We start from the raw sequence: 15633 nt of genomic DNA, 5'->3' as shown, positions 1-15633 counted from the left end.
CTGTGGCGTGTCGGGGGCAACCTAGCCGGTCGACTGCCCGCCATCGAGGATGAGGACGGTGCCGGTTGCGTAACGCGCTTCGTCGGACGCGAGATAAGCGATCGCCGCCGCAATCTCGGGAGGCGTGCACGCTTCTCGGTCGGTGAGCTTCGGCATGTTGCGGGCAGCCGCTTCGGTGAAGATCGACGGATCGACGCCGCCGCCGGCGGCGCTCTTCTCGTGCATCGGCGTCGCGACACCGCCGGGGGCAACAGCGTTGACCCGAATGCCGTCACGGGCGAATTCGAGTGCGCAGGCTTTGGTCATGGCGATGACGCCCGCCTTCGACACGCCATAGGCGGTCGTCCCGTAGACCGGATGCATTCCGCCAACCGAGGCGACATTGACGATGCAGCCCTTGCTCTCCCGCAGCGGCGGTATCGCGGCCTGCGACAGGTAGAAGGGGCCCGACAGATTGATGTCGAGCGTTCGCTGCCAGGCCGATGCGCTCGTCTCCTCGAAACGTCCCCAGGTCATGATGCCGGCGACATTGAGAAGACAGTCGATCCCGCCGAGCGCCTCTTTCGCCTTCGCAACCAGCTCTCCGGCAGAGGCGGGGTTCGAGGCATCGTAAGCAAACGCCTCTCCGCCAAGCTCTCTTGCGGCCGCCTGCGCTCCGGCAAGGTCGATGTCCCCTATGACAAGCCGCGCTCCTTCGCGCGCGAAGAGCTCGGCGGTCGCGCGCCCGATCCCCGATGCGCCGCCGGTCAGCAGGACGCGCTTGTTCTCGAAGCGACGACTCATGTTTCACTTTCCTTCTGCAGAAGATCCCGGCGATGGCGCAGGATGATATAGATGCCGACGACGAGGAGGACTGCGCCGACCACCAGGAACGCATTTCCCGGGCCGTACGATCGGCGAAGCGGGTCGAATATAAGCGGATTGAAGAATTGGCCGGCGTTGAGCGCGCTGACGATCAGGCCCATCGCGATGGCGTGGCTGGCGGCGCTGGCTTTCCTGAAGATCAGCGACGCGATCGCGGGTTCCGACATGCCGGCACCGATCCCGACGAGGCAGCATCCCGCGAAGATCATGGCCGTGCTCGATGCGAGCCCGATCAGCACGATTCCGGCGCCCATGCACATGGCGTCGATCACGAGGAAGCCGTGGAGTCCGATCCAGCGCCTCAGATGTCCATAAGCCCAGGCTGTAAACATGGCGACAAAGGACGTTGCCGCGATGACGCTCCCGATCGTCTGCTGGCTGCCGATGCCGCGCGCCTCAAGTACGAAGCCCGCCTGGATCGCAGGCGTAAACATGCCGAGGGTGAGGAGGATCAGAAGCAGATAATAGGGCCACACCTTCCCGATCTCGCGGGCATGCCCCCGTGGCGCCGCAGCGGCCCGGGCCTCCTGCTCCGCCGCGCGAACCGGCATGTCCCGAATAACGGCCATCGCAACGAGCAAAGTAGGGATTCCAAGTAGATATAGCGCGAAGGGGGCCTGCCATCCCGCGACGTCCACGAGTCGGCCGCCGAACACCAGCGCCAGTCCCGCGAGCAGTGACGCCGCCGAGGTTGCATAGCCGAGCAGCCGTTCGCGGGCATGACCTTCGAAATGGTCGCCGATGAGCCCGAGGCAAGACGTCAAGACGCCGCCGCCCGCGATCCCGAGCAGGACGCGCAGCGCCATCAACGCTTCGCTGCTCGAGATGAGCAGCACGCCCGCACCGCCAATCACATACAGGACGAGGGAGGCGAGCAGCACGGCACGCTGGCCTATTTTGCCCGCAAGAAGCCCTGCAAGGGGCGCAGACAAGACCAGCATTGCGGCGGGCAACGTCATAACGATCTGCGAGAAGAGCTGGCTGTCCGCGCTTGCGCCGAAATGGCGCGCCATCGCCACCATTGCGGGCGCCGCCGCCATCGGGATCAGCGAAACCAGCGCGGGGCCGCCTATACAGACCGCAGCGACGAGTCCGCTGCCGCTGCGGTGCTCGGCGCGGGGCATTGTCTGGTCCATCACAGGGCCTGCGTCGCAAGCGTCGCGTCGCGCATCGCCCCCTCGATATAGCCGACACCCGTACAGTCGCCGACGAGCTGAACCGCAAACCCTGCCGCCTCCAAACTGTCTGCAAGGGACTGATCGCCCGTCGCGCCCTGCGCGACGATCACGGTGTCGGCGCGCACGCTGCGATCCTGACCGCCGTCGTTCCGATAGGTCACGACATGATCGCCGATGCGGAAGTCTCCGCTATTGGTGACCATCGCGACGCCAAGCTCGCGGCACTCGTCTACGACGCGGAAGCGCCGTACCAGCGGCAGGCCCTTACCGACCCGGCTGGTCTCTTCGAGGACGGTGACCTTGCGGCCGCGGTGCGCTAGAAATTCCGCGAGTTCGAGTCCGACGAGCTCGCCGCCGATGATCACGACGCGCTCGCCGATCGGCATCCAGTATTTGGAGCCGAGCCGCAGCATCTCGAGCTTGCCCGTGATGCCGGTAAGGCGTCCCATTTTCATCGCGAGCCGGGTCGCGCCTCCGACCTTGTCCGAAATGCTGTCGAGATTCTGCCCCAGCACGAGATTGCGCATGTCGTCGCCCGAGAAGACGAAGTCGCGGTCGCTCCCGGCGATGGGTGGCATCGTGCGCTTGGCGCCGGTCGCGACGACGATCTCGTCGGCGCCGAGCGCTCGCGCATAGTCGGCGTCCACGGTAGTCGAGAGCCGGACGTCGATCGGCCTGCGGGCGACCTCACGCTTCAGCCAGTCGACGATGCGCTGGTTCGGCGCATAGGCGACCGAAGCGAACTGGGCCGTGCCGCCGAGGCGCGGCCCGGCTTCGCACAGGATGACCTCATGCCCCTTGTCCGAGAGCAGGCGCGCCGATTCCATGCCGCCGGGACCTCCGCCGACGACAAGAATGCGCTTGCGGCTTGAGGAGGCGATCGGCTGGCGCTCGGTTTCGAAGCCGGTCATCGGATTGACCGCGCACATGATGTGCTCGGAATTGAAGATTGCGCTGATGCAGGTGTAGCAATAGACGCACGGCCGGACGCGCTCCGGCGTGCCTTCGCCGAGCTTGCGCGGCAGATGCGGGTCGGCGAGCAGCTTGCGGCCCATCGTGACGAAATCGAACTTGCCCTCGGCGATGAAGCGATCGGCATCCTCGGGCTCGATGCGGCCGGGACAGATGACCGGAATGCTGACAGCGGCCTTGATGGCCGCGGCATTGTCGACGAAGCAGTTCCGGATATCGGTCGCATGGCCGGTCGAATAGGTCCGCCCATAGTTGCCGTCGCCATGCGCGCTCACATGGATTGCATCGAGCCCTGCGGCCTCGCCCAGCTGCGCCACGCGCACGGCGTCCTCGATCGAAATGCCGGTATCCATCAGGAATTCCTGGCTGTCGAAGCGGATCCACACCGGATAGTCGGGCCCGACAGCCGCGCGTACGGCAGCGATCGTCTGTGTGAGGAACCGCGCTCGGTTCTCGACCGAGCCGCCATATTCGTCGGTGCGCCGGTTGTAGGCCGGCGAGATGAAGCTCGAGAAGATATAACCGTGCCCGCCGTGGATCTCGACGGCATCGATACCTGCTGCCTTGGCCCGGACGGCAGCGGCGGCGAACATCGCGATGATGCGGTCGATGCCGGCCTGGTCGAGCGCATTATACTGGATCTCGCCCATCGTTGCATAAGGTTCGAAGAAGCGCTGCTGCTCCTCGTCGAGCATGACGTCGACGAAATCGCCGCTATCCTTCGACGCCTTGGGAGGCGAGGGGCAGGCGACGGGGCGACCGTCGAGCATGTCCGTCATGGCAAGGAGGCCGCCATGCTGGAGCTGCGCCGCGAGCTTGGCACCATGTTCGTGCACCTCGTCGGCGAGACGCTTCAACCCGGGAATGAAGCGATCGTCCGAAATCGCTTCCTGCCGCCAGTTGCTCGCGCCTTCCGGAAAACCCACCGAGACCGAGCCCATGGTGACGAGTCCGGCGCCGCCCTTGGCGCGCTCGACATAATAGGTGCGCAGGGCATCGCCGACCGTCCCATCCACTTCGGCGAGGTTCGATCCCATAGGCGAGAAGAAGATTCGGTTGCGCAGCTCCATGCCGTTGATGCGGCCTGGGCTCAGCAAATGCTTTAATCGCGCCGCGCTCACAGCGGTTTAGTCCCGGACATGATCACTCTCCCACCGCTATCTCGCGGCATTTGACTCTACGCCTAACGGTAGAATCGTTCGCCAGCAATCACAAAATCAGCAAAATTCCCGTCCGCGCTCTACGCAAACGCGTATCTTCAATTGACTTATGCTGCGTATTGCGTATTTCACAATGCCACCAAGCCCGCGAAGAAGGGCCTCGACATTTGGGAGAGCGGCCATGTCCAGCCTGTCATCCGACAAGCTCGAAACCATGTTTTACCGGATGGCCCTTGCAAGGTCCATCGAACGGCTGATCCAGAAGCACACGCGCGAGCATAAGTTCTCGGGCTGGTGGCATCCGGGCGAAGGGCAAGAGGCCGCGCCGATCGGTGCCACCGCCGCGCTCGAGGATGACGACTACCTCTGGTATCAGGGACGCGGCAGTGCCTGGGCGCTCGGCAAGGGCATGAAGCCCGGACCCATTCTCGGCGATCTTCTCGGCAAGATGAACGGCGCGACGCGCGGCAAGGGCGGCGGCGTGCCGCATTGGGCGGACTATAGTATCGGCGTGATGGGCGAAGGCGCAACGCTCGGCAGCGTCTATCCGCTCGCCGGCGGCTCGGCGCTCGCCTCGAAGATCCGCAAGGACGGCCGTGTCAGCCTCGCCAATTTCGGCGATGGCACCACCGCCCGCGGCACCTTTCACGAGACGATGATGCACGCGGCTGCGTGGAAGCTGCCGCTCATCTACTTTTGCGAGAACAACGGCCTTCTGGTGGGGACGCGTCTCAGCGACGTATCGCCGACCACGAACATCGCCGATTTCGCCGCCGGCTATCATATTCCCGGTGTTACCGTCGATGGCCAGGATACGGTCGCCGTCTACGAAGCGACCCGCGAAGCGGTCGCGCGTGCGCGCGCCGGGGAGGGGCCGACCCTCATCGAGGCGAAGGTCGTGCGCCGCCGCGGCCATTATTCTGGCGACCCGCAAAACTATCGCAGCGAGTCGGAGTTCGACGATTACCGCGATCCGCTCGACGTCCATGCGCTGCTGCTCGGCGGCAACACGGCGGCGCGCCTTCTGGAAGAGGCCGAGGCCGATGTGAAGGCCGCCTATGACGAAGCGATGGCGGCACCGTCGCCCGATGCCTCGGTAATCGAACGGGATCTGTATCATGTCGCATGAAATGATGGGCTATAACGCGGCGATGGGGCTCGCTCTTGTCGAGGAAATGCGCCGGGACGATTCGATCTTCATTCTCGGACAGGGTGTCGCGACCGGCGGCTGGTTCGGTGCCGAGAAGGGACTTGCATCCGAGTTCGGCACCGACCGGGTCATCGACTGCGGCATCTCGGAAGCCTTCGAGGCCGGCCTCGCGGCCGGTGCCTCGATCGCGGGCATGAAGCCCGTCGTGAACATGGGCTTCGGCGACTTCGCGCTCATCGCGGGCGACGAGATCTACCACAAGCTCGCGAAATGGCGTTACATGCACGGCCTCGACGTGCCGATGCATGCGGTAATCATCTTCCCGATCGGCACAATGGGCGGCGCAGGCCCAGAGCATTCGAGCTGCACCGAAGTGCTCGGGATGCATTTCCCCGGTCTCAAGGTCGTCGTGCCGTCGAACGCCGAGGATGCGAAGGGATTGATGAAGGCGGCACTCCGCGAGCCCAATCCCGTGCTCTTCCATTCGGTGCAGGGGCTTGGCTGGAGCCGCGGCGATGTTCCGCTCGATCCCGAATTCATCGTCCCGATCGGCAAGGCGGCCATCAAGCGGCCGGGCACGAGCCTGTCGATCATCACCTATGGATCGATGGTCCCGAGGTCGCTCGAGGCGGCGGAGGCGCTTGCGGGCGAAGGCATCGACGCCGAGGTGATCGACCTGCGCTCGCTCGTTCCGCTCGACTGGGACTGCGTGCTGTCCTCGGTCAGCCGGACCCACCGCGCGATGGTCGTGCACGAGGCCGCCAAGACCGCCGGTCCCGGCGCCGAGATTGCGGCGCAGATCCAGGAGCGCATCTTTTTCGATCTCGAAGCGCCGGTCATGCGGCTCGGCGCCCGCGATTTCCCGCTCGCCCAGCATGCCGACCTCGAGGCACTGGCGATCCCTTCGGTCGACGCCATCGCTGCCATGGCGCGCGAACTCGCGGCAATCTAGGAGCAGGCCATGAGCATATTGAAGGAACTCAAGATCCCGCACATGGGATCGGTGGAAAATGCGAAGCTGCTGTCCTGGGTCGTTCGCGAAGGCGAGACCTATGCGGACGGCGACATTCTCTACGAGGTCGAAACCGACAAGACGGCCACCGAAATCGAAGCGGATGGCCCCGGCATTCTCGTCCGCCAGCTCGCCGAGCCCGATGCGCCGATGAAGGTCGGCGACCTCGTCGGTCTCTGGGCTGCGGCCGGAACGTCGCAGGGCGATATCGCGGCGGCGCTGGCGGCGCGCGATAGCGCGGCGCCGGCTGAAGCCGGAGCGCCGGCGGCGGTTGCCGCCGACGCGCCTGTCGCCCCGGCAGCTGCCGCCGCTGCGCCAACCGAGGAGGGGCAGCGGCTCTCGCCGCTCGTGCGCCGCCTTGCCGCGGAGCATGGGGTCGACCTGACGACGCTGGCGGGGACCGGACCCGGGGGCCGCATCACCGGTGACGACGTGCTTGCGGCTGCTGGCAAGTCCGATGGCGGAGCAGGGGCGCCGGGCGACTGCGAGACTATCGCCCACAGCCTCCGGCGCCAGACCATCGCGCGCCGCATGACCGAGGCCGCTGCGATCCCGACGCTGACCGCCGACATGGAAATCGATCTTGGCGGGCTCTTTGCGCGCCGCGCGGCGGACAAGGCGGCGGGGCGCTCGATCTCGGTGCTCGGCCAGATCGCGCACACGGCGGTCGAAATACTCGTCGAGCAGGGGCTTCTCAACGCGCACTGGACCGATAGCGCGCTCCTGCGTTTCAAGTCCGTGCACCTCGGTGTGGCGGTCGAGACCGACGACGGTCTCGTCGTGCCCGTCATTCGCGACGCCCAGTCACTCGATGCCGAGGGACTGACCGCGGCTATCGCCGAGCTCGCCGAGAAGGCGCGCTCGGGCGCGCTGAAGCCTGCCGATCTCGAAGGCGGCACCTTCACCATTTCGAACCCGGGTTCGCTCGGGCCCACGATCCGCGCCGAGGCGCTCCTCAACCCGCCGCAAATCGCGCTGCTCGGGCTGCCCGGCATCGTTCGTGCGCCGCGCGCGGTCGAACGGGACGGCGCGTGGGCGGTCGAGGTCCGGCAGGTCGTGCGGCCGTCGCTGTCCTTCGACCATCGCGCGGTCGACGGCGGTCCCGTGATCGCGTTTCTCAACCTGCTCAAGGAGCGCCTGGAACAATTATGAGCAAGCCACTGAGATATATTGTCGTCGGGGCCGGTATGTCCGGCATCCTCGCCGCTGTCCGCCTGAAGCAGCAAGGCATCGACGATTTCACCGTCTACGAGAAGGGCGAGTCGATCGGCGGTACCTGGCGGGAGAATAGATATCCCGGCCTCACCTGCGACGTGCCGGCGCATAACTATACCTACAGCTTCGCGCCGCACGCGGGCTGGAGCGCATTCTACGCACCGGGACCCGAGATCCGCGACTATTTCGAAAAGGTCGTCGACGACTTCGGCGTTCGTTCGCACCTTCGCCTGAACAGCAATGTCACCGCCTGCGAATGGGATGGCGCGCGCTGGAATGTCGAGATCGAGGACGGCACCAAGGACAGTGCGGACATTGTGATCGCCGCCTCGGGGGTCCTCCACCATATCAACATGCCCGCCATCGAGGGCATCGAGAGCTTCGCCGGCGACATGTTCCACTCGGCGCGCTGGAACTACGACGTCTCGACCGCCGGCAAGCGGATCGGTGTCATCGGCAACGGATCGACGGGCGTCCAGATCGTCACGGCGCTTTCGCAGCAGGACTGCGAGATCGTCCATTTCCAGCGTTCGCCGCAATGGATCATGCCCGTCCAGCAATTTGCGTACAGCGACGAGGATCGCGCGCAGTTCGCCTCGGATCCGTCGCGGATCGAGGCGCTCCGCAACGGCGATGAATATTGGGGCGGCATCCGCCGCTTCAACGAGGCGATCATCGATCCCGATTCGCCCGCGATGGAAGAAATCGAGCGGCTTTGCCGCGAGAATCTCGAAACCTCGGTGCGCGATCCCGAGCTTCGCGAGAAACTGCGCCCCGACTATCGGGCCGCCTGCAAGCGTCTCATCTACAGCTGGGGCTATTATGACGCCGCGCAGCGTCCGAACGTTGCGATCGAAGTTGGCCGCATCGCGCGGATCGAACCCGAGGGCGTCCGCATGGCTGACGGCACCTTCTACGAGCTCGACGTCATCGCGCTCGCGACCGGCTTCCGCGCCGACCGCTTCATCCGGCCGACGCGGGTCATCGGCCGCGACGCGATCGATCTCGACGATGTCTGGCGCGAACGCCCGTCGGCCCATTATGCCGTGACCATCCCGGGCTTCCCCAATTTCTTCATGCTCAACGGGCCGACCGGTCCGGTCGGCAATTTTTCGCTGATCGACATCGCCGAACGTCAGTGGGACTATATCGAGCAGCTGCTCGAACCGATCCGGTCGGGAGCGAAGGCGCAGGTCGAATGCCGGAGCGACGCCTTCGACGACTATAACGAGCGCCGGACGCTCGCGGCGCGCGACACCATCTTCGGGAGCGGCTGCACGAGCTGGTATCTCGACAAGGACGGCGTCCCGCTCACCTGGCCGTGGAGCTACGATGCATTCGCCGAAGCGATGGAAAAGCCCCGTCTCGGCGATTTTGCATATGCCTGACGCAATCCACGAAAAAGCGCGCGACCGGTCGGGCCAAGGCTCCGGCTACCCGCGGCCGGTTGCGGCGCCGAGACGCTATCGGGCTCCATCCGAGTCGGACCTGGAGGCCTATCTGTTCGATTTCGGGCTCGAGCGCAGGGTCCATGACGAGCTGATTTCAGCCTGACGTTCGAGACGGCCTCGGCTCTTGGTGGAACCGTCGAGATGCGCTGGAACGCCGCTTCGCGCAAATGGAAAAGGGGGTAAGGCATGGGACATTCTGCATGGCTGGGGGTCGCAGCGTCGCTCGCGGTCGCCATAGGCTCTGCGGGAGCGCGCGAGGGCGGGGGGCCGCAGGTTCGGACCACGCTCGGCACGCTTGAAGGGGTCCGCGAAGGCGAAGTCGACCGGTTCCTCGGAATCCGTTTCGCCGCGCCGCCGACCGGCGAACTTCGCTGGCGCGCCCCGCAACCCGCTCCGTCCTGGCAGGGGGTGCGCGCCGCCAAGAGCTTCGGGCCGAGTTGCCCGCAGGCGCTCGAGGCGCCGACGCAGTTAGCGCCCCTGGGGCCGACGAGCGAGGACTGTCTTTTCCTCAACATCTGGCGGCCCGCGGGCGCCGGAAAAAAATCGCTTCCCGTTCTGGTCTGGATCCACGGCGGCGGTTTCATCGCGGGATCGGGCAGCGAGGCGGTCTTCGACGGCACCCCATATGCGGAGCGCGACGTCATCCTCGTGACGATCAACTACCGGCTCGGGCGCCTCGGCTTCTTCGCGCATCCGGCACTGGCCCTCGGACATGAGGACGAGCCGACCGGCAATTTCGGATATCTCGATCAGGTCGCCGCGCTCCGCTGGGTGCAGGCGCATATCGCCGAATTCGGCGGCGACCCGGGCAACGTCACGATCGCAGGAGAATCCGCGGGCGGTGCGGCGGTGCTGGCGCTCGCGGCGTCGCCGGTGACCGAGGGGCTCTTCCACAAGGCGATCGTCCAGTCTGGCGCCGGGCTCGAGCCCGCACGTTCGATCGATGTCGATGCCCCCGGCCGACCGTCGGCGATCAGCGCCGGGCGAAGCTACGCCGAGCGCAACGGGATAAAGGGCGAGGATGCGGCCGCAGCGGCGGCGCTCCGCGCGCTTCCTGTCGACGTGCTCGCGCCGCCGGCGCCGTCGATCGTGGAGATCATGGGTATTTTCGCCGAGGGCGGGCCGATGATCGACGGCCGGCTCGTCGTTGCCGCGCCCGGAACGCTGCTCCGCGATGGGAAGGGCCCGGCTATTCCCTTCCTGATCGGCAACACAACCATGGAGACCGCCGTCTGGTCGTTCAATGCCGCTGGGCCGGGACTTGTGCCGCTCGGCGGTCCGTTCACGGCCGAGGGACTTATGCCGGCCGCGACGCCGGAGGAGCGCGAGGCGCTCGTCGGGCGCTATCTCGAAACTGCCAGGGGCGACAGGCAGACCGCGCTCGCGATGCTCTCTAGCGCACTGCAATGGGGAATGGCGTCACGCGATCTGGCCGCCGCGACCTCGCAAAAGGCGCCGACCTATTTCTACAGGCTCGAGGCGGTGCCGACCCCGGGGCGTGCGGTCACGGCCGGTTCGCCCCACGGGACCGACATCTTCTACATGTTCAGTGCGATCGACCACTTTCGCGCTCGGCCAGAACTCGTCACCGATCAGGATCGGACGACGGCGGCGCTGATGACCGATTATTGGGCGGCGTTCGCAAAGTCGGGCGTTCCGTCATCGCGCGCGGGTCCGGTATGGCCGGCCTACACGCCCGCCGACGAGATGGCGCTTGTCATCAGCAACGGTGGCGCCGCCGCCGGGCGCATTCCGAATGTCGATGCACTGGCGGCTGTGCGGCGCTGAAGCGGCAGGCGAGGGAGCTCTGCGCATCCCGCCGACAAGGGGAGGGGAGGTTGTGCCAGCAGGGTCAGGCGCAGCCCTCACCCGCATCTGGTCCGGAACCGCTCCTTACTCGTCGGCCTCCATCCATGATTGCATTTCGGCGATCCCGATCGGGCGGGTCATCATGAAGAGCGAACTCCACTGCCGGTCTTGCGAGGGATGCCCCACATAACCGGGTCCCCGCAGAATCTCTTCGCAAAGCGCCTCGAACCGGGAAAACACATATTCGCGGCCTTCCTCGTCAAGGAGCGCGAATTGCGAGACATAGTGCGTGCCCTCCCTCCCGAAGCCGGGGCCCAACATCATCGACATCACCGTTTGCTCGAATGCCGTTGCGAGCGGTCCGCCAGGCTGCCAGCGAACCGATCTGCTGACGAGAGGGCGAAGGCGTCCGCTGCTCGTCTTTGCGACCAGCCCCAGGCGCGCCAGCCTTTCGACGAGATCTTCGCACCGCTCCGGCTCGATCGCGAAATCGCGTTCGAGCGACTCCCGCTGTGCGCCGTTCAGGATCAGAAAGAACAGGAGGGACAGCCGCCGGTCGGCGGCCAAAATGCGCTCCTGCCGGAGCGACAGCCGATCCGTGCCGGGATCGCTGGCCTGCTCGATCAGGGTTTTGAGATCGGTGCCGATACAGACGCATAGTTGATCGAGCGCGTCGACGGTAAGCGCCTGCCCGCGTAGCCACCGCGAGACGGTGGGCTCCGAGACACCCATCTGCCGTGCGATCCGGTCGATCGAGATACCGCTTCGCTTGCGGGCGCTTCTCAGCTCGCTGAGGATCATCGTCACAACTGGGCTATTGCCGGCCATTTTCCGAAACCATCATCATGTGAAAGAAACATTTCATACCATGAAGTTCCGGAGCTGCGCCAGATTGTGATGCGGGCTCAATGCACGCATCGATGGGGCAAGAGAAATTGACGTGGAGCGTGACGGGATGGAAGCGGTCAGGGATCTGACAAACGAAGAGCTCACGACGTTTCGGGAGCAGGGCTGGGTCTACGTCCCGGGCCTTATTCCCCCGGAACTAGCCGGCCGTCTGTTCGAGCGTGCCCGGGATGTGATGGGCGCAGACGCCCTCGTCTCGACCGGAGCAGGGGGCGGCGCAGAGGACGATGTCTTCGCGGAATATAAGGACATCCTGCGCAATTATCTCGGCATGTGGCGCGTCGAACCGATGATGGAGCAGCTGTCGCACTCGCCTCGGCTGGCTCGGAACATATCCCGGTTGATGCGGGATCATCCCGTCCGCTTCTTCAACGACGAGGTGCTGGTCAAGCCGCCGGCAGAGCAGGGGGGCAAGTCGACGCCGTGGCATCAGGACTTTCCCCACGGCGCCTTCGATCGGACGGGTCTGGTCAATATCTGGTTCGCGCTCACGGACCTGCCGGCGAATGGCGGCGGCATGTCCTTTCTTTCCGGCTCGCACCATAAGGGACCGCTCGGCCGCACGCTTCTCGACAGCGAGGACGTGCTGGCGCAAAACCCGTGGCTCGCGACGGAATGTCCGCCTTCTCCGGTCCCGGCGATGAGGGCGGGTGACGCGACCATCCATGGCGATCTCACCGTTCACGGCGGACCGGCGTTCCGCGGTCCGCATTGGCGCTGGGCCTATCTGGTCAATCTCATGGACGCGACGGTGCGCTATTCCGGCGGTCCGAGCTACGGCGAGGATCTCGATGGCCTCGTTCCCAACGAAGCTTTTCCCGCCGAGCGCTTCCCGGTCCTTTTCGGGGACGCGATGTGAAAGCATCGGCTGGGTCAGGGGGCTTGCCCGAGACCGGTCAGGGCGGGGCAATCAAAAGAGGGGGCAAGCGAGCCGGTCGTTCGGTGAGCGGGCTATGCCGTCTCCCTTGCCGGATTTGACGCCTCCTCCGCATCGTCCTCCTGCACAGCCGTGATACGCGCGATGCGCGCATCATATTTGATGGTGCGGACGACGATCGAGGTCTCGACATGATGAACGCCGTCGATCGACAGGATCTGGTCCGAAGCCAGATGGAAGAGATCGTCGAGCTCGCTGAACATGCACATGGTGAGGATGTTGAACTGCCCCATCATGATGAGGACGGCATTCACCTCGGGCATCGTCGCGATCTCGCCGGCGATGCGCCGGACATGCTCGATCTCGGCCTGGACGCGGACGAAGGCCATGCGCGAGCGGTCGGTGACCTCGAGCCCGCGGATCGCGGTGAAGGCAATGAGGCCCTCCTGCTGGAGGCGGCGGATGCGCCCGCGAACCGTTCCCTCGGTCACCCCGAGTTCGGCGGCGATCTTGCGGTTCGAGATGCGTGCATCGGTTCCGAGCAGGTCGATGAGCTGCATGTCGAGGGCGTCGAGTTGAGCGGCTCTCATCTCAGCTCTCTCCACCGATCGGGGCCACGTCGAACTGATATTTGACGATATCGACCGCAATCGACGGCACCGCGGACCGGATCCCGCTCACCTGCGAAATCTTCTCGAGCACGAGCGGCGCGAGCTCATCGACATCGCGAAGCGCAACGAGCATGTCGATATCGTAGCGGCCGGTCACCTGATGGGCAGCAAAGACCTCGGGGAAGCGCGCCAGCTCCTCGATCACGTCGCTCGCGGGGCGGCCTTCGACCTCGATCATCACCTGCATGAGCAGCGAATAGCCATGCGCAGTGAAATCGGAGACGGCCACCACGCGCAGCAGGTTCGCCCCCTCCATGCGCCGGATGCGGCCGGCGACCGTCGTTGCGGTGAGGCCGAGCCGCTCGGCGATCTGTTGGTTGGTAGCGCGCCCGTTGCGCTGAAGCTCCGCGACGATGTCGCGGTCGATGCTCTTGACCTGGCCGTTCGCCCCCACCTCGCGGCTCAATAGACTGCCGCCGGGTTCTTCTGCCGCGGACTTCCCAGCATCTCGCGATAGGAGGGGCGCTCGGCGCCGCGGTCGGTGACCCCGAGCTCTTTCGCAATCTCGGCGCCGATCAGCGTCTCGCCCGATAGCTCGGCAAGGCGCGGCGAGCGCGCGATCGCATCGAGGATCTGCGCGGTGAACTCGGGATTTTCGGCGACCGCCATGAAAGCCTCGAACTTCTCGGGCTCGGCGTCCTTCGCGATCTGCGATCGTTCGGTGACCTGCGGCCCGAGCCAGATCGAGACCGCGCCGACGCCGGTGCCGCGAAGATCATGTTCCATGTCGTGCGCAAGCTTGTCGATGCCGGCCTTCTGGGCGCCATAGGCGGGGCCGTGCATGTAGCAGCTCGCCCCGAAGGAGGAGGTGAAGGCAATGAGCCCCGATCCCTGCGCGACCATGATCTTCGCCGCGTGCCAGCTCGCGACATAGGAGGAGCGCAGGCCGACATCGATGATCTTCTGTGCATCGAGCGATTTCTCCCAGAAGGGCTTCTGCGCGATGAGCTCGGGATCGATATAGGCGGCGTTGTTCACGAGAAGGTCGAGCCGGCCGCTCTCGACTTCGATCCGGCTGAAGAGGCCCGCGACATCTTCGTCATTGCTATGGTCGCAGGCGACCGCGATGCCGTGGCCGCCAAGCGACGTTACCGCCGCGGCGACTTCGGAGATCGTGCCCGGCAGCGTGCTGCCGTCCCAGCCGACGGCGCTGCTCGACTGGACCGAGCGGCCCGTCACATAGACGGTATAGCCAAGCTCGCCGAGACCTCTGGCGATGCCGGCACCCACGCCGCGGCTTGCGCCGGTCACGAGCGCTACCTTGTCATTCTGGCCAGCCACTTCTCTCTCCTCATCCCGTTTTATCTTTGGTTTCGGTCGATCGCCTCAGGCGGTGCGCGCCTTCAGCATGTCGAGCGCGACATCGACGATCATGTCCTCCTGGCCGCCGACCATCTTGCGGCGCCCGAGTTCGACGAGGATCTCGCGCGTGTCGAGGCCGTAGGTCTCGGCCGCCTTCTCGGCGTGGCGAAGGAAGCTCGAATAGACGCCGGCATAGCCAAGCGCGAGCGTCTCGCGGTCGACGCGCACCGGGCGGTCCTGGAGCGGACGGACGAGGTCTTCGGCGGCATCCATCAGCGCCATCACGTCGCAGCCATGGTTCCAGCCCTTGCGTTCGGAAGCGGCGATGAACACCTCCAGCGGTGCATTGCCGGCGCCGGCGCCCATCCCGGCGAGACTCGCGTCGATGCGCACCGCGCCCTCCTGCGCAGCGACGATCGAGTTGGCGACGCCGAGCGACAGATTGTGATGCGCGTGCATCCCGCGCTGCGTCTCGGGTTTGAGGACCGCGTCATAAGCGCGGAGGCGCTCGCGCACCCCGTCCATATCAAGCGCGCCGCCGCTGTCGGTGACATAGACGCAGTGCGCGCCATAGCTTTCCATCAGCAGCGCCTGCTGCGCGAGCGCCTCGGCCGGAATCATATGGCTCATCATAAGGAAGCCGGAAACGTCCATCCCGAGATCGCGCGCGATGCCGATATGTTGCTTCGCGACATCGGCCTCGGTGCAGTGGGTCGCAACGCGAACCGATCGGACGCCGAGATCATAGGCGCGGCGCAGCTCCTCGACGGTGCCGAGACCGGGCAGGATGAGCGTCGTGAGCACGCTCTTCTCGAGCACCTCGGCAACCGCTTCCAGCCATTCCCAGTCGGTATGGGCACCGAAGCCATAGTTGAAGCTCGTGCCCGACAGACCGTCGCCATGCGCCACCTCGATGGCGTCGACGCCGGCGCGGTCGAGCGCGCTCGCGATCGCGCGGACATGCTCCAGACCGTACATGTGGCGGATCGCGTGCATTCCGTCGCGCAGCGTGACGTCCTGGATGTAAAGCTTGTTGCCCGCGGCAACGTCGAAACTGGCCATGGTC

General features: G+C 65.5%; 14 protein-coding genes. 6 read left to right on the top strand and 8 right to left on the bottom strand.

What is annotated here, in order from left to right; genetic code table 11:
• Positions 1 to 21: 21 nt before the first annotated feature.
• Genes EEB18_RS02790 through EEB18_RS02780 form a run of 3 tightly spaced genes read right to left on the bottom strand, consistent with a single transcriptional unit; the run spans position 22 to position 4135 of the window.
• Positions 22 to 783: an SDR family NAD(P)-dependent oxidoreductase gene (locus EEB18_RS02790; protein WP_187140499.1), complete on the bottom strand. Its 762-nt coding sequence runs from the start codon at positions 781 to 783 to the stop codon at positions 22 to 24.
• Positions 780 to 1988, bottom strand: coding sequence for an MFS transporter (locus EEB18_RS02785; protein ID WP_262408085.1), 1209 nt, complete (start codon positions 1986 to 1988; stop codon positions 780 to 782). The genes EEB18_RS02790 and EEB18_RS02785 overlap by 4 nt, the downstream gene beginning before the upstream one ends.
• A gap of 11 nt (positions 1989 to 1999) precedes the next feature.
• Positions 2000 to 4135, bottom strand: a complete 2136-nt coding sequence (locus tag EEB18_RS02780; RefSeq protein WP_262408084.1) for an NAD(P)/FAD-dependent oxidoreductase — start codon at positions 4133 to 4135, stop codon at positions 2000 to 2002.
• Positions 4136 to 4355: 220 nt separating this feature from the next.
• Here EEB18_RS02780 and EEB18_RS02775 point away from each other — a divergent pair, with 220 nt between their 5' ends.
• The 5 genes from EEB18_RS02775 to EEB18_RS02755 all read left to right on the top strand — a co-directional run bounded on the left by EEB18_RS02775 (position 4356) and on the right by EEB18_RS02755 (position 10790).
• Positions 4356 to 5303 carry a thiamine pyrophosphate-dependent dehydrogenase E1 component subunit alpha gene (locus EEB18_RS02775; protein ID WP_187140501.1) on the top strand — a complete coding sequence of 316 codons (948 nt, stop codon included), beginning with the start codon at positions 4356 to 4358 and terminating at the stop codon, positions 5301 to 5303.
• Complete coding sequence (locus EEB18_RS02770; RefSeq protein ID WP_187140502.1) at positions 5293 to 6276, top strand: alpha-ketoacid dehydrogenase subunit beta; 984 nt, start codon at positions 5293 to 5295, stop codon at positions 6274 to 6276. The genes EEB18_RS02775 and EEB18_RS02770 overlap by 11 nt, the downstream gene beginning before the upstream one ends.
• A gap of 9 nt (positions 6277 to 6285) precedes the next feature.
• Complete coding sequence (locus EEB18_RS02765) at positions 6286 to 7488, top strand: dihydrolipoamide acetyltransferase family protein (protein WP_262408083.1); 1203 nt, start codon at positions 6286 to 6288, stop codon at positions 7486 to 7488.
• On the top strand, positions 7485 to 8939 hold the full coding sequence (locus EEB18_RS02760; protein ID WP_187140503.1) for a flavin-containing monooxygenase: 1455 nt from the start codon (positions 7485 to 7487) through the stop codon (positions 8937 to 8939). The genes EEB18_RS02765 and EEB18_RS02760 overlap by 4 nt, the downstream gene beginning before the upstream one ends.
• A gap of 249 nt (positions 8940 to 9188) precedes the next feature.
• Positions 9189 to 10790 carry a carboxylesterase/lipase family protein gene (locus EEB18_RS02755; RefSeq protein WP_187140504.1) on the top strand — a complete coding sequence of 534 codons (1602 nt, stop codon included), beginning with the start codon at positions 9189 to 9191 and terminating at the stop codon, positions 10788 to 10790.
• A gap of 105 nt (positions 10791 to 10895) precedes the next feature.
• Here the strand turns inward: EEB18_RS02755 and EEB18_RS02750 are convergent, their stop codons facing one another.
• Positions 10896 to 11612, bottom strand: a complete 717-nt coding sequence (locus EEB18_RS02750) for a helix-turn-helix domain-containing protein (protein ID WP_262408218.1) — start codon at positions 11610 to 11612, stop codon at positions 10896 to 10898.
• A 154-nt stretch (positions 11613 to 11766) separates the two neighbouring features.
• On the opposite strand from EEB18_RS02750, the gene EEB18_RS02745 reads away from it, so the two are divergent.
• Positions 11767 to 12576 (top strand): phytanoyl-CoA dioxygenase family protein, encoded by an 810-nt coding sequence (locus EEB18_RS02745; protein ID WP_187140506.1) that lies wholly within the window; start codon positions 11767 to 11769, stop codon positions 12574 to 12576.
• Between the two features lie 92 nt (positions 12577 to 12668).
• Here the strand turns inward: EEB18_RS02745 and EEB18_RS02740 are convergent, their stop codons facing one another.
• The 4 genes from EEB18_RS02740 to dmpG are packed head-to-tail and all read right to left on the bottom strand — an operon-like array spanning position 12669 to position 15629.
• The gene (locus EEB18_RS02740) at positions 12669 to 13184 is read right to left on the bottom strand and encodes an Lrp/AsnC family transcriptional regulator (protein ID WP_187140507.1); all 516 of its coding nucleotides are present in this window, start codon (positions 13182 to 13184) and stop codon (positions 12669 to 12671) included.
• A 1-nt stretch (position 13185) separates the two neighbouring features.
• Positions 13186 to 13671 carry an Lrp/AsnC family transcriptional regulator gene (locus EEB18_RS02735; RefSeq protein WP_262408082.1) on the bottom strand — a complete coding sequence of 162 codons (486 nt, stop codon included), beginning with the start codon at positions 13669 to 13671 and terminating at the stop codon, positions 13186 to 13188.
• Positions 13668 to 14546, bottom strand: coding sequence for an SDR family NAD(P)-dependent oxidoreductase (locus tag EEB18_RS02730; RefSeq protein WP_187140508.1), 879 nt, complete (start codon positions 14544 to 14546; stop codon positions 13668 to 13670). The genes EEB18_RS02735 and EEB18_RS02730 overlap by 4 nt, the downstream gene beginning before the upstream one ends.
• A gap of 45 nt (positions 14547 to 14591) precedes the next feature.
• Positions 14592 to 15629: a 4-hydroxy-2-oxovalerate aldolase gene (gene dmpG / locus EEB18_RS02725; protein WP_187140509.1), complete on the bottom strand. Its 1038-nt coding sequence runs from the start codon at positions 15627 to 15629 to the stop codon at positions 14592 to 14594.
• Positions 15630 to 15633: the final 4 nt, after the last annotated feature.

The sequence above is a fragment of the Sphingopyxis sp. OPL5 genome (genome assembly GCF_003797775.2).
Classification (GTDB): domain Bacteria; phylum Pseudomonadota; class Alphaproteobacteria; order Sphingomonadales; family Sphingomonadaceae; genus Sphingopyxis.
The sequence above is the reverse complement of the archived record's forward strand: the minus strand, read 5'-3'. Positions and strand labels throughout refer to the sequence as shown.